The organism is Curtobacterium sp. B18, from assembly GCF_000333375.1.
Taxonomy (GTDB): domain Bacteria; phylum Actinomycetota; class Actinomycetes; order Actinomycetales; family Microbacteriaceae; genus Curtobacterium.
This window is the reverse complement of the sequence record NZ_BACZ01000528.1, coordinates 1-12,666: the sequence shown is the minus strand read 5'-3', so window position 1 is coordinate 12,666 and position 12,666 is coordinate 1. Positions and strand designations below refer to the sequence as shown.

At 71.9% G+C, this 12,666-nt stretch carries 13 protein-coding genes, 1 tRNA gene and 1 pseudogene; 8 read left to right on the top strand and 7 right to left on the bottom strand.

The annotated features are described in order from the left end of the window. Both I5E_RS14055 and I5E_RS14045 read left to right on the top strand, forming a co-directional pair. A pseudogene (locus I5E_RS14055) lies at nucleotides 1-486 on the top strand (AAA family ATPase); the annotation flags it as partial. Between the two features lie 367 nt (nucleotides 487-853). Continuing rightward, complete coding sequence (locus I5E_RS14045) at nucleotides 854-1,441, top strand: CDP-alcohol phosphatidyltransferase family protein (RefSeq protein ID WP_022907543.1); 588 nt, start codon at nucleotides 854-856, stop codon at nucleotides 1,439-1,441. A 90-nt stretch (nucleotides 1,442-1,531) separates the two neighbouring features. Here the strand turns inward: I5E_RS14045 and mscL are convergent, their stop codons facing one another. From mscL to I5E_RS14030, 3 genes are all read right to left on the bottom strand, one after another. After that, nucleotides 1,532-2,035, bottom strand: a complete 504-nt coding sequence (gene mscL, locus I5E_RS14040; RefSeq protein WP_022907542.1) for a large conductance mechanosensitive channel protein MscL — start codon at nucleotides 2,033-2,035, stop codon at nucleotides 1,532-1,534. A gap of 72 nt (nucleotides 2,036-2,107) precedes the next feature. Continuing rightward, nucleotides 2,108-2,431, bottom strand: coding sequence for an FmdB family zinc ribbon protein (locus tag I5E_RS14035; protein ID WP_022907541.1), 324 nt, complete (start codon nucleotides 2,429-2,431; stop codon nucleotides 2,108-2,110). A gap of 1 nt (nucleotide 2,432) precedes the next feature. Next, nucleotides 2,433-3,017, bottom strand: coding sequence for a 5-formyltetrahydrofolate cyclo-ligase (locus tag I5E_RS14030; RefSeq protein WP_022907540.1), 585 nt, complete (start codon nucleotides 3,015-3,017; stop codon nucleotides 2,433-2,435). 114 nt (nucleotides 3,018-3,131) lie between these two features. On the opposite strand from I5E_RS14030, the gene galU reads away from it, so the two are divergent. The 4 genes from galU (at nucleotide 3,132) to I5E_RS14010 (ending at nucleotide 6,110) form a co-directional block, all read left to right on the top strand. Next, the gene (galU, locus tag I5E_RS14025) at nucleotides 3,132-4,022 is read left to right on the top strand and encodes a UTP--glucose-1-phosphate uridylyltransferase GalU (RefSeq protein ID WP_022907539.1); all 891 of its coding nucleotides are present in this window, start codon (nucleotides 3,132-3,134) and stop codon (nucleotides 4,020-4,022) included. A 70-nt stretch (nucleotides 4,023-4,092) separates the two neighbouring features. Beyond that, on the top strand, nucleotides 4,093-4,752 hold the full coding sequence (locus tag I5E_RS14020) for a GNAT family N-acetyltransferase (RefSeq protein ID WP_022907538.1): 660 nt from the start codon (nucleotides 4,093-4,095) through the stop codon (nucleotides 4,750-4,752). Nucleotides 4,753-4,882: 130 nt separating this feature from the next. After that, complete coding sequence (locus I5E_RS14015) at nucleotides 4,883-5,986, top strand: hypothetical protein (protein ID WP_022907537.1); 1,104 nt, start codon at nucleotides 4,883-4,885, stop codon at nucleotides 5,984-5,986. Nucleotides 5,987-6,037: 51 nt separating this feature from the next. Beyond that, nucleotides 6,038-6,110, top strand: a tRNA-Ala gene (locus I5E_RS14010). A 60-nt stretch (nucleotides 6,111-6,170) separates the two neighbouring features. Here I5E_RS14010 and I5E_RS14005 read toward each other — a convergent pair. Next, entirely contained in the window at nucleotides 6,171-6,554 is a 384-nt protein-coding gene (locus I5E_RS14005; protein ID WP_022907536.1) for a hypothetical protein, read from the bottom strand. Between the two features lie 73 nt (nucleotides 6,555-6,627). Here I5E_RS14005 and I5E_RS14000 point away from each other — a divergent pair, with 73 nt between their 5' ends. Continuing rightward, a complete protein-coding gene (locus I5E_RS14000) occupies nucleotides 6,628-7,671 on the top strand; it encodes an amidase domain-containing protein (protein WP_022907535.1) in 1,044 nt (347 codons plus the stop codon). A gap of 47 nt (nucleotides 7,672-7,718) precedes the next feature. Here the strand turns inward: I5E_RS14000 and I5E_RS13995 are convergent, their stop codons facing one another. Then, entirely contained in the window at nucleotides 7,719-8,918 is a 1,200-nt protein-coding gene (locus I5E_RS13995) for a hypothetical protein (protein ID WP_022907534.1), read from the bottom strand. A 126-nt stretch (nucleotides 8,919-9,044) separates the two neighbouring features. Here I5E_RS13995 and I5E_RS13990 point away from each other — a divergent pair, with 126 nt between their 5' ends. Beyond that, nucleotides 9,045-9,893, top strand: a complete 849-nt coding sequence (locus tag I5E_RS13990; RefSeq protein WP_022907533.1) for an alpha/beta fold hydrolase — start codon at nucleotides 9,045-9,047, stop codon at nucleotides 9,891-9,893. Between the two features lie 142 nt (nucleotides 9,894-10,035). Here I5E_RS13990 and I5E_RS13985 read toward each other — a convergent pair whose 3' ends face one another. Further along, nucleotides 10,036-11,934, bottom strand: coding sequence for a glycoside hydrolase family 2 protein (locus I5E_RS13985; RefSeq protein ID WP_022907532.1), 1,899 nt, complete (start codon nucleotides 11,932-11,934; stop codon nucleotides 10,036-10,038). A gap of 84 nt (nucleotides 11,935-12,018) precedes the next feature. Next, nucleotides 12,019-12,474, bottom strand: coding sequence for a MaoC/PaaZ C-terminal domain-containing protein (locus tag I5E_RS13980; RefSeq protein ID WP_022907531.1), 456 nt, complete (start codon nucleotides 12,472-12,474; stop codon nucleotides 12,019-12,021). Nucleotides 12,475-12,666: the final 192 nt, after the last annotated feature.

Sequence of the window (12,666 nt, the reverse complement as noted above, 5' to 3'; positions counted from 1 at the left end):
ATGACCCGTGCGCGCCGCTCGATGGTGATCGTCACGTGCTTCCAGCCGTCGGACATCGAGGCCGAGCGCATGGGGCACGGCACCGTCGCCCTCGCCGAGATCCTCGCCGAGGTCCGCGCGCGCACCACCGCCGAGTACGTGCCGGACGACTCCGACCCGCTGCTCGTCGACCTCGCCCGCCGGCTCGAGATGCGCGGCATCCCGGTCGCGCTCGGGCACCGCGGCAAGCTCGGCCTCGTCGCCGCGCACGGCGGGGTGTGCGTCACGATCGAGACCGACGCGACGCTCGTGCAGGGGTCGCTCCGCGAGTCGCTGCGCCTCCGCCCCGAGGTCCTGCGCCGACTCGGCTGGCACTACGTGCGCGTGCACGCGTTCCAACTCTTCTCCGACCCGGACCGCGTCGCGAACACCGTCGCCCAGGTGCTCGGCGTCGACCGCGGCGTGACGCAGGAGATCTCGATCCCGCCGATCCCCGCCCGCCGATGAGCACGTCGGATCTCGATCCCGGCGTGCCCGCCACCGGGCCCGCCCGCCGATGAGCCCTCGGCCGAGCCGGCGGGCCTCCCGGCCGGCCGGTCCGGTGACGCCGGAGACCGACCAACTGGTGGGCACGTGGTCGCGGGCCGACGACGCGTCGTCAGCCGCGCCTCCCGACCGCCCGGCGACCGACGGCGGCGAGCCGGAACCGCGTCCAGGAGGCGCGGCTCGGCCCCGCCGCCGCGTCACCACCCAGCCGGTGCCGGGGTACGACCCGGTGGCGCCGCCGGAACCGGCGCGGCACCGCGACGGGGAGAACGACGACCAGCTGCGGCGGGACGTCCCGCCCCACTGGTAGCGGGTAGCCTGTCCTGCGATGACTGACACCGTGCGGGAGCGCCCCGACTGGCAGACCTGGCCGAACCTGATCTCGCTGGTCCGCCTGCTGCTGATCCCGGTGTTCGTCTGGCTCGTCGTCGCCGGACACCCCGGCTGGGCACTCGTCACGCTCGTCGTCATCGGCGTGAGCGACTGGGCGGACGGCTTCATCGCCCGCAAGTTCGACCAGGGGTCGAAGCTCGGCAAGGCCATCGACCCCGTCGCCGACCGCCTCGCGATCATCGCGATCGTGCTGTCGCTCGTGCTGACCGGGCTGCTGCCGTGGTGGGTCGTCGCCGTGGTGGTGCTCGTCGACCTGGTGCTCGTCGTGCTCTCGAGCGTGCTGTTCCACGGCAACCCGGACCTCGACGTCACGTGGACCGGCAAGATCCGCTCGGCGCTGCTGTTCGTCGGCCTGCCGGTGCTGCTGTTCTCGGCCGTGCACACCGTCGACGAGAACGCGCCGTGGGTCCGGGTCGTCGCCCTGGTGTTCGTGTACCTCGGCACCGTCGGCCACGTGCTCGCGGGTGCGCAGTACGCGGTGGCGATGTTCGCCAAGCGCCGCTCGGTCGCCGCCGCGCGCTGACGCCGCGCGCCGCCGNTGCGCCCCGCACGACGAAAGTCCGCCCGAGGCACGCGATCGCGCGGTTCGGACGGACTTCGGTGGTGCGCCGGACTAGAGCTTCGTCGTGCCGCCGATGCCGGGACCCTCGGGAGCGGTGGACGGTGCCACGTGCGCACCCCCGCCGGTGGCCACGGCGCCGCCGTTCTGCGAACGGAGCAGGTCGCGGATCTCGAGCAGCACCTCGACGTCGGTGGGCGGGACGTCCTGCGGCGTCTGCTCCTCGTCGTTCTTGACCCGCTCGAACGCCACCTTCTTGAGGTGGTTCACCGGCAGCACGAGGGCGAAGTAGACCACCGCGGCGACGATGACGAAGTTGATGACCGCGCCGATGATCGCACCGAACTTGAGCTCGGCGGGATCGGTGCCCGTCGCGGTCGGGATCTTCAGGATCAACGCCGTGTCGAGCGAGGACGCGTTGAACACGGCCCCGATGAGCGGGTTGATGAGTGCGTTGACGATGACGGTCACGATGGCGGTGAACGCCGCACCGATGACGACTGCGACGGCCAGGTCGATGACGTTGCCGCGGAGCAGGAACTCCTTGAACCCCTTCACGGGACTCCTTCCGGGTCGAGGACGGCCGCCGGACGGCGACGCTCTCAACCTACCGAGGAGTCCGGACGACGGTCAGGACGCGGCGGGCTTCGGCGTGGTCGAGGCGGCGGGCTTCGCGGCCGCGGGCTTCGACTCGGTCTTCGCGGGCGTCGACGACGACGAGCCGGACGAGCCCGACGACTCCGACGAACCGGACGACTCCGACGAACCCTTCGGGGCCGGACGGGAGTCGGTGCGGTAGAAGCCGCCGCCGTTGAACGTCACGCCGACCGGCGAGAAGACCTTGCGCAGGACGCCTCCGCACGCCGGGCACTCGGTGAGCGTGGCGTCGGAGAAGGACTGCTTGATGTCGAAGGCGTTGCCGCACTCCGTGCAGCGGTACGAGTAGGTGGGCACCCTAGCTCCGGAAGGTGATGATGCGGGACGGCGTGATGATGCCGTCGACGGGTTCGTCGTGGGTCTCGCGCGGGACCTCGTCGAGGTACTCCGCGTCGAAGATCACAGCATAGACGGGCGGTCGGTTCGCCATCGACCCGAGGGTCTTGTCGTAGTAGCCGCGTCCCCAGCCCATCCGGACGCCGTCGTGGCCGACCGCCGCGGCCGGGGCGAGGATCGCGTCGACGTCGTTGATCGCGAGGGGGGAGAGGACCTCACCGACGACCTCGGGCACACCGGCGATCCCCTCGGTCTCCGAGACGCCGTCGCCGACCGCCCAGTCGAGCAGCCCGTCCTCGCGCGTGATCGGCAGGAGCACCCGGATGCCGCGTTCGAACGCCCAGTCCAGGAACGGCCGGACGTCCGGCTCGTCCGGCGCCGAGAGGTACACCGCGATCGACTCGACCTGCCGCTCCTCGGCGAAGCGCTGCAGGGTCGCGGTGAGCGACTCGGTGTCCGTCTCGCGTTCGGTCGTGGTCCGGGTGCGCCGCCGCTGCCGGAGCTCGGCTCGCAGGGCGCGCTTCTCGTTCCCGAGATCGGCGGTCATGCCGAGGAGTCTACCGAGGGCACGTGTTGCGGCTTTCCGCCGCCGAGCGCGGGAAGCCGTGTCCTCCGTAGCGACGACATGCCCCGTCCAAGGGTCATCCGATACCGTCCAGGCATGGGCTTCCAGATTTCGAAGGCCGTGATCCCCGCCGCAGGCCTGGGCACGCGCTTCCTCCCCGCCACCAAGGCGATGCCGAAGGAGATGCTCCCCGTCGTCGACAAGCCGGCCATCCAGTACGTGGTGGAAGAGGCCGTCGGCGCGGGGCTCACCGACGTGCTGATGATCACGGGCCGCAACAAGAACGCGCTCGAGAACCACTTCGACCACGTGTCCGAGCTCGAGGAGACCCTGAAGAAGAAGGGCGACCACGAGAAGCTGCAGAAGGTGAACCAGTCCACGGACCTCGCCGACATGCACTACGTCCGCCAGGGCGACCCGCTCGGCCTCGGCCACGCCGTGCTCCGCGCGAAGATGCACGTCGGCCGCGAGCCGTTCGCCGTGCTCCTCGGCGACGACATCATCGACGCCCGCGACCCGCTGCTCAAGCGCATGATCGAGGTCCAGGGCGAGAAGAACGCCACCGTCGTCGCGCTGCTCGAGGTCCCGGAGTCGCAGACCCACCTGTACGGCATCGCCACGGTCGAGGAGACCGACACCGACGACGTCGTGAAGATCACCGGGCTCGTCGAGAAGCCCCCGCAGGGCGAGGCGCCCTCCAACCTGGCGATCATCGGTCGCTACGTCATCCGCCCCGAGGTCTTCGACGTCCTCGAGAAGCAGGAGCCGGGCAAGGGCGGCGAGATCCAGCTGACCGACGCGCTCATGAAGATGGCGAACGCCGAGGAGTGGACCGGCGGCGTGTACGGCGTCGTGTTCCGTGGACGCCGGTACGACACCGGTGACAAACTCGACTACATCAAGGCGATCGTCCAGCTCGCCTCGGACCGCGAAGACCTCGGCCCCGACCTCAAGTCGTGGCTCAAGGAGTTCAACGCGGGCGAATAGACGACCCGTCGCCGAACGGGTCCGGGGATCATCCCCGGGCCCGTTCGACGCTCCCGGAGGAACCAGCGCGATGACGACGATCCCGACCCTGTCCCACGGGCGGGTCACCATCCGGCCCCTCCGCCTCCGTGACACCCGTGACCTCGACGTCGCCCTCGCGACCAACCGTTCCTGGCTCCGCACGTGGGAGGCCACGAACCCCTCCGGACACGTCTCCACCGACGTCCGCGGCAGCATCCGCGCGCTCCAGGCCAACGCCCGCGCGGGGCTCGGGCTCCCGTTCGCGATGGAGCTCGACGGCCGCTTCGTCGGGCAGCTGAACGTCTCCGGCATCACGTACGGCTCGCTGGCCAGTGCGTCGATCGGCTACTGGGTGGTCGAGGACGCCGCCGGCCACAACGTCACGCCGATCGCCGTCGCACTGGCGGTGGACCACTGCTTCCGCGTCGTCGGCATCCACCGCATCGAGATCTGCATCCGCCCCGAGAACGCGCCGTCGCTGCGCGTCGTCGAGAAGCTCGGCTTCCGGTACGAGGGGCTCCGCCGCCGCTACATCCACATCAACGGCGACTGGCGCGACCACTTCTGCTTCGCCCTCGTGGCCGAGGAGGTCCGCGAGGGCGTCCTCGAACGCTGGGTCCGCGGCCAGGTGCCGCCCGGGCTCGGTTCCGTCCCGCTCGCGGCGCGCGACGAGGCGGCGATGCCGCTGCACACCACGCCCCGCGTCTGACCCGAGGGTCCGGTCCGTCCGGCGCGACGGCCCGGGAGGCGCGGCTCGTCCCCGGTGATTTCGTCGCGACACGCGCAACACGCGTCCGGCAATCACCGGACGGGGGAACCCCCGCCCCTACCGTGTCCCCATGGCAGGTATCGGCTCCTGGGGCGGCGGCATCGTCCTGCTCATCGCGGCCGTGCTCTGGCTCGTCTACCTCATGCCGTCCTGGGCGGCCCGTCGGCAGTACCTCGCCACCGAGCGGAACGCGATCCGGCTGCAGCAGACCCTCCGGATCCTCGCGCAGACCGCCGAGCTGCCGGACGAGGTCCGCATCGAGATGAACGCGAAGTCCCTCGCCGAGGCCCAGCGGGTCGCGAAGTCGGAAGAGGCGAAGCGCACCGCGATCGTCCGCGCGCACGAGGCCGCCCGGCAGCGCGAGATCACCCGTCGCCTCGCCGAGCAGGCGCCCGCGCTCGAACGTGCCTCGTCGGTCCCCGCCCTCACCGCGATGCGCATGCGCCGGTCGCGGCTCGGCGCCACCCTGCTCGGCACGGCGGGTCTCGTCGTCGCCGTCGTCGTGTTCGTCTCCGTGCCCACCGCCTGGCTCGTCGGCGTCGCCGGCCTCGTCGCCGTCGGGGGATCCGCAGCGGTCCTCGCGCAGCTGCACCAGGTCGCGACGGCGCGGAAGGCGCGGACCGCGACGGCCGTGCCGGAGCCCAGCCGCGCCTCCAGGCCCGCGAGCGAGTGGACGGACCCGGCGCCGCCGCTGTCCACCCAGCAGGCGGCCGAGCCCGCTCGTGATCGCAGCTGGACGCCGAACAGCATGCCGAAGCCGCTGTACGTCGAGCGCCCGAAGGGGCCGGTGGCATCGCCGGAGTCGTCGGCGGAGCTCGCCGCGCGACTCAGGGAGCGCGTCGCCGCGGCCAAGGCGGAAGCCGAGGCCGAAGCGGCCGCGATCCGTGCCGCCGAGACCGACCCGTCGCTCGCCCGGGTGTCGCGCATGCGCCCCGACGTCGAGGAGGCCGTCGCGTCGCTGTCCGCGCACGACCAGGGCCGACTCGCGGAGCGTCTGGGACTCCGAGCCCCCGTGACGGAAACCGCGGCCGCCGAGCCGTCGATCGCACCGTCGCCCGCACCCGCCGCGCCCCCGGCACCGCCGAGCAAGTGGGCGGGGATGGGGGTCATCGACGACGACGGCTACCAGCAGACCGACCTCGACGCGATCATGCGTCGGCGGCGCGCCGTCTGAGTGGTCGATTTCGGATCGACCGCGCGCTGGTGCTAGTGTGGTCGAGCACTTGGGGCTATGGCGCAGTTGGTAGCGCGTCTCGTTCGCAATGAGAAGGTCAGGGGTTCGAATCCCCTTAGCTCCACTCCACGGCAGAAGGCCACCCGATCGGGTGGCCTTCTCCCGTTCCCGGGGTCGTCCGACGTCAGCCGGGGACGCTGTCCGTCAGGACGCCCGCGTGCGCGAGGTCGGAATGGATCGCGTTCGCGGCCTGCTCGAAGGCGCGGTTGCCCCGTGCGATCCCGAGCGCACCGCCCTTGAGCGCCGACTTCCCGGCACCGCGCAGGAGCCGCGCGACCGTCCGGCCGTCCGGTGTCACCATGATCTGCACGTCGAGCCGGGTGTGGAACGTGCGGTCGTTCGCCATCCCGCCGATCAGCAGGGTGAGGCCCATGCTGCCGCGGGTGGCGCGGAGGGCTCCCTGCTCGCCGTCCTCGACGGTGTAGCCCTCGCGGGCGAGGGTGCCGCGGACGCGGGTCCGGACCGACTCGGGGTCGGCGGCGACGAAGAAGTCGTGGCTCTCGGGCATGTGCGTGCTGATCCTCTCGATGGTGGTTCCTGCCAGCGATCATGCCGTGCCGTCGCCTACCCTGGGAACCACCATGACTGCTTCCCTGACGCGCCGCTCCCTGCTGTCCCTCGCCGGGGTGACCGGGATCGGGCTCGCCGTCGCCGCGTGTTCGTCGGGGGACGACGGCACGGACGCGGGCGGGAGCACGGGTCGGGCCGCGTCCGGCAGCGGATCGTCCACGCCCGCCGCGAAGCCGGTCGCGAAGGCGCTCACCCCGGCGAAGGTCCCGCTCGCCGGCGGCGTGACGATCACCGTGGCCGGCTCCGGGCTGGCCGCGGTCAAGGGCGTCACGGTCGGTGGCATCGCCGCGCGCGACGTGACGGCGACCGCCACGACGGTGACGTTCACGGCACCGCACCAGGCGATGTACACGCCCGGGGCGGCGGACGTCGCGCTCTTCACGACCACGATCGAGCCGTCACCGTCGGCGAACCAGTCCTCGGACGGCAACGGCAGCGCCGCGAACGACGGGCAGACCGGGGCGACCCAGGACTCCGCGACCGCCACGCCCACACCGACCTCCTCGCCCGTCCCGGATGCCTCGACCGCGGTCGCGACGACGAGCCTCGCGTACGCGGCGCTGACGGACGTCGACCGGCAGCTCGAGTACGCGATGGCGCACTGGAAGGACTACAACCTCGCCGAGTACGGCACCATGAACCCGATCGGCGGCGACTGCGCGAACTACGTCTCGCAGACCCTGATCGCCCGCGGCTGGCAGCAGCGCTCGGACTGGTACAACCGTGCGGCCGGCGCCGAGCACTCCGCGACGTGGACCTACTGCCCGACGATGGACCCGTGGCTGAGCGCGAACGCCGCCGAGTTCGGGCTCACCCGGCGGTCCCTCGACGAGCGCGACAAGGTCAAGGTGGGCGACATCGTGTTCTACGACTGGAACGACAACGACTCGCCGGACCACACCACGATCGTCTCCGAGGTGTTCACCGAGCCGGACGGCACGATCCGCATCAAGTCGGCGAGCCACAACCAGGACGGCCCGTACCGCGACCTCGACGAGATGATCACGGTGCAGCACCCGGGCGGCACCGCCTGGTTCCACACCTTCGACGCGTAGCGCCCGCGCCGCCGCGCGCCAGGCGCGCGTCAGGACGCCGCCGCCCGTCAGGGGTAGCCGAGGAACCAGAGCAGCACGACGGCGACCGGTTGCAGGCACACGCCCACGACGAGCCACGCGACCGCCCGGCGTCGCGTGCCGACGAACACGTCCGACCCGAGCAGCGGCGCCGTCGGCATGAGCAGACGGGGCAGGGACTGCTGCGGCAGGAACACCGCCACGAGGTACAGCCCGTACGCCGCGGTGAACGCCCACACGTCGACGCCGAGCGCACGGACCGACCTCCGGGTCCAGAACCACACCGCGCCGGCGAGCACCGCCACCACGAGCACGATCCCGAACGGCCCGAGCCACGTCCGGGCCATCGTGAACCACGGGGTGAGCGGCGCGAAGTGCTGCCGGCCGACGAAGCCCACCCACCAGGACAGCTCGGTGTCGAGGTACGCGTTCGGCCGCCCGGTCACGGCCGAGGCGATCACCGGCCACGCCAGCCCGGCCGCGGCGACGACGAGCCCCGACACGACGATCGCGACGGCGTCCCGGACCGGCAGCGTCCGGCGCTCCGCGACCCACCGCGCGACGAGGTGCACCGCGAGCGCGACGGCCAGCGCGAGCACCCCGGGCTTCGTGAACGCCGCCACGAGCCCCAACGGCGCGATCAGCCAGTACCGCCGCCGGATGAGCGCCAGGAGCGCCCCGAAGAGCAGCAGCAGGAACGTGCTCTCGGCGTAGGCGACCTGCAGTAGGAAGCCGGTCGGCCCGAAGGCGAAGAGCGCGGTCGCCCAACGTGCCCGGTGCGAGCAGCCCACGGCCAGCACGAGCCGGTACAGCAGGACGCACGCGCCGGCACCGGCGAGGGTCGCGACGAGCACACCGGCCACCCAGAACGAGCCGCCCGTGAGCGGCATGACCGCGCGCACGATCGTCGGGAACACCGGCAGGAACGCCCAGGCGTTCGGAACGACGTGCCCCGCGTCGTCGAGGGGGAGGGTCGTCGGGTACCCGTGCTCCGCGATGATCCGGTAGAACGACGCGTCCCACGACCCCGAGAAGGTGAAGAACGACGGGTCGCGTCGGACCGACGCGAACGGCCAGCCGTTCGCGGTCGCCATGCCGTAGACGGTGGCGAGCAGGACCGTGCTGACCACGCGTGAGGCGAGCCACAGCAGCAGGGGAGTGGTCCAGCCGCCGTGACGCGCCTCCGGGGCCGGCCGGGAGGCGCGGGTCGTCTCCGGCGCGCTGGTCACCGCCCGATCCTCGCACGTCCAGGGCGCCGCCCCGGTGTCCGCAAGGCGTACACGACCAGCGTCGGCGCAGTGCGCGGGGCGTTGCATGGACCGCGTTCCCTGGAAGACCAAACCACAGGAGGCACCATGCCGTTCATCACCGTCGGAGCCGAGAACGGGCACGACATCGACCTGCACTACGACGACTTCGGGTCGGGCGACCCGGTCGTCCTCATCCACGGCTGGCCGCTGTCCGGCCGCTCGTGGGAGGGGCAGGTCCCTGCTCTCGTCGAGGCCGGGCACCGTGTCATCGCGTACGACCGCCGTGGCTTCGGCCAGTCGTCGCAGCCGTGGGGCGGGTACGACTACGACACGTTCGCGGCCGACCTCGAGTCGCTGCTCGACCAGCTCGGGTTGACCGAGGTCACGCTCATCGGGTTCTCGATGGGCGGCGGCGAGCTCGCCCGCTACGTGTCCACCTACGGCACCGGCCGGGTGAAGAAGCTCGTGTTCGCCAGCGCGGTGCCGCCGTACCTGTGGAAGTCCGACGACAACCCGGACGGCGGGGTCGACCAGGACCTCGCCGACTGGTTCTCGAACGGGATCCGCGGGGACCGCCCCGCGTTCCTGCACGAGTTCGTCGACCTGTTCTACACGGCGGGGGAGCCCTCGCCCGCGAACGAGCCGCTCGTCTCCGCCGACCAGCGCGCCTACGACCTGGCGATCGCCGAGCTGGCGTCGCCGAAGGGCACGCTCGACTGCACGGTCGCGTTCGCCACGACGGACTTCCGCGACGACCTCACCAAGGTCGACGTGCCGACGCTCGTGATCCACGGCGACTCCGACGGCATCGTGCCGTTCGAGGTGTCGGGCAAGCGAACCGCCGCGGCGATCCCGGACGCGCAGACCCACCTCATCGCGGGCGGGCCGCACGGCGTCCTGGCGTCGCACCGGGACGAGTGGAACGAGGCCGTGCTGCGGTTCCTCGCCTCCTGACCCGCGCCTCCTGATCCGCGCCGAGACGCCGCGTGGGTCTCGCGCCGATCTCCGCGTCTCGTGAGCAGCAGTGGTCGGGTCCGTTCGACGGACCCGACCACTGCTGCGCACCGAGGACGTGCCTCCCGGCTCCTGCGCCCGGTCAGCGCCCGGTGACCGCCCGTCGGATCTGCTCGATCGGCATCTTCGGGGTGCGGTCGGCGTGCAGCAGGCCGTTCGTCTCCTGCATCGTGTCCGTCAGCTGCGTGTAGCAGGACCCCGCCAGGAACGAGCTCGCCCGGATCGCGTCGTACAACGCGGTGATCCGGGCGATCCAGTCGTCACCGTCGGCCGCGGTCGTGTAGCCCCAGCCGTCCTCGCGCTGGACGCCCGGCTGGTGGTTCACGCCACCGAACTCGGTGAGCATGACCGGCTGCCCGCGGTCGACCGCACCGCCGACGAGCACCAGGCGGTCCGCCGGCCCCGTGCCGTGGAACAGCTCCGTCCGGGCGGCCTCGTCGGCGTACGTCGCGGCGAGCCGACGCCCGTCGCCCTCGTAGTCGTGGATCGTGGTGATGTCGGAGTCGACGTGCTCCCAGCCGTCGTTCGAGATCACCGGGCGGGTCGGGTCGATCGCCCGGGTGACGTCCGCCAACGCCCGCGCGTAGGCCTGCTGCGCCGGGTCGGTCGCGATGTGCTGGACGCCCCAGCTCTCGTTCGCGGGGACCCACGTGACGATCGAGGGGTGTGAGGCGTCGCGTTCCACGGCATCCATCCACTCCCGCATCAGCCGCTGCACCGCTCGCGGCGAGAACGCGTAGGCGCCGGGTGCCTCGCCCCACACCAGGATGCCGAGCCGGTCCGCCCAGTAGAGGAACCGGGGGTCCTCGATCTTCTGGTGGTTCCGCGCGGCGTTGAAGCCGAGCTCCTTGATGAGCTCGACCTCGCGGCGGAGGGCAGCACGCGACGGCGCCGCGATGTGCGAGTCCGGCCAGTAGCCCTGGTTGAGGACGCTCCGGACGTCGTAGCTCCGACCGTTCAGCAGGAACGCGCCGCCGCCGACCCCGACGGTGCGGACGCCGAAGTACGTCGAGACGGCGTCGAGGCTCCGGCCGTCCGGGTCGAGCAGTGCAACCGTCGCGTCGACGAGCCGCGGCGTCTCCGGGGACCAGTGCAGTTCGTCCTCGGCCTGTCCGTTCGCCTGCCGCGCGATGGGGACGAGCACGTCGAACTCGGTCCCGGTGTCGCCGAGCGTCGACTCGATGGTCGCGAGGTGCTCGTCCTGCTCCTCCCAGCGGGCGTCGACGCGGAGGCGCTCGCCGCCCACCCGGGGTCCGGCGGTGCGGACGGTCAGACGGAGGGTCTGGTGGTCGACGGTGGTCCAGCGGAGGTACTCGATCGACGTCGTGGGCACGGCCTCGAGCCAGACCGTCTGCCAGATGCCGGTGGTGCGGCGGTACCAGATGGCGTGCGGCTCCTCGTGCCAGTCCTGCTTGCCGCGGGGCTGGGTGAGGTCGTGCGGGTCGTCCTCGGCGCGGACGACGAGCGTGTGCACGGCGTCGGCACCCGCCTGGCCGTCACCGCCGGCCTGGCCGTCGATGCCGCCCGCCGTCAGGGCGTCCGTGACGTCGAACGAGAACGGCGTGTGACCGCCCTCGTGCGCACCGACGAAGCGGCCGTCGATGAAGACCCGCGCGCGGTGGTCCACGGCGCCGAAGTGCAGGAGGAGCCGCGGAGCTGCGTCGCCGTGGCCGGCTGCCTGCAGGTCGGCGCGGTCGATGGTGCGCGAGTACCAGACGACCGGGTGGAAGCCCGGCTCGTCGATGCCGGACGCGACGGACTCCGGTGGGAACGGGACGACGATGTCCCGCGCGTCCGGGAAGCCCGCCCGCCACCGGGGGTCGTCGCCGTCGTTCCGGAACGACCAGGTGCCGTCGAGGTCGGCCCAGTGCGTGCGGAGCATCTGGGGCCGGGGGTACTCGCCGTCCTGCCGGGTGGCGAGCGGGAGGGTGTCGGGGGAAGCGGTGGCGGGTGTGGCGACGATGCCGTCGAGCGTGCTCATGGCACCATGCTGGCGTGCTCCGTACATCGTTGTAAAGAGCACGTCGCCGATTGCCGGAGCGTCCGTCGGGGTCCGCCCGGCGGCTCAGTCGATCGCGGCGTCCCGGGTGAGGACCATGACGTCCATGCGGCCCTGCTGCACGAGCTCACCCCGCTGGTTCCGGAGCGAGACGATCCGCTCGACGATGCCCGTCCGCCCCGAACTCGTCAGCCGGGTCGACAGGATCTCCACCTCGCACGTCAGGGTGTCCCCGATGAACACCGGCGCGGTGAAGCGCCACTGGTCGATGCCGAGCAGGGCGACCGCCGACCCCTCGAAGACCCCGGTGCGCGCGATCAGCCCGAGGCAGAGCGAGGTACCGAGCAGTCCGTGCACCACCCGCTGGCCGTACCGGGTCTTCTCGGCGAACTCGACGTCGGTGTGGACCTGGTTGTTGTCGTTCGTCCACGAGGCGAACGACACGACGTCCGCCTCGGTGATGGTCCGGCCCGGGGTCGTGAAGGTCTGTCCGGCGGCGAGGTCCTCGAGGTAGTGCGGCACCCGGTCATCCTCGCAGACCGGCCGTGGGCCGGCGCCGCGTGCCGAGCCGGACGCACCACCCTCAGGCCCCGGCGCGTACGGTTCGCCCCATGAGCGACGAGGCACCCGTCCCCGCCCCCGGCGAGCCCACCGACCGCACCCTCGCGGGCTGGATCGCCCACCAGCGCTGGTACACCGCGAAGGGCGGACCCC

Bases quoted from the DNA above. Each gene is read 5' to 3' on its own strand.
- I5E_RS14045 (WP_022907543.1), top strand. From the start codon at position 854: ATGACTGACACCGTGCGGGAGCGCCCCGACTGGCAGACCTGGCCGAAC.
- I5E_RS14030 (WP_022907540.1), bottom strand. From the start codon at position 3,017: ATGACCGCCGATCTCGGGAACGAGAAGCGCGCCCTGCGAGCCGAGCTC.
- galU (WP_022907539.1), top strand. From the start codon at position 3,132: ATGGGCTTCCAGATTTCGAAGGCCGTGATCCCCGCCGCAGGCCTGGGC.
- I5E_RS14020 (WP_022907538.1), top strand. From the start codon at position 4,093: ATGACGACGATCCCGACCCTGTCCCACGGGCGGGTCACCATCCGGCCC.
- I5E_RS14015 (WP_022907537.1), top strand. From the start codon at position 4,883: ATGGCAGGTATCGGCTCCTGGGGCGGCGGCATCGTCCTGCTCATCGCG.
- I5E_RS14005 (WP_022907536.1), bottom strand. From the start codon at position 6,554: ATGCCCGAGAGCCACGACTTCTTCGTCGCCGCCGACCCCGAGTCGGTC.
- I5E_RS14000 (WP_022907535.1), top strand. From the start codon at position 6,628: ATGACTGCTTCCCTGACGCGCCGCTCCCTGCTGTCCCTCGCCGGGGTG.
- I5E_RS13990 (WP_022907533.1), top strand. From the start codon at position 9,045: ATGCCGTTCATCACCGTCGGAGCCGAGAACGGGCACGACATCGACCTG.
- I5E_RS13985 (WP_022907532.1), bottom strand. From the start codon at position 11,934: ATGAGCACGCTCGACGGCATCGTCGCCACACCCGCCACCGCTTCCCCC.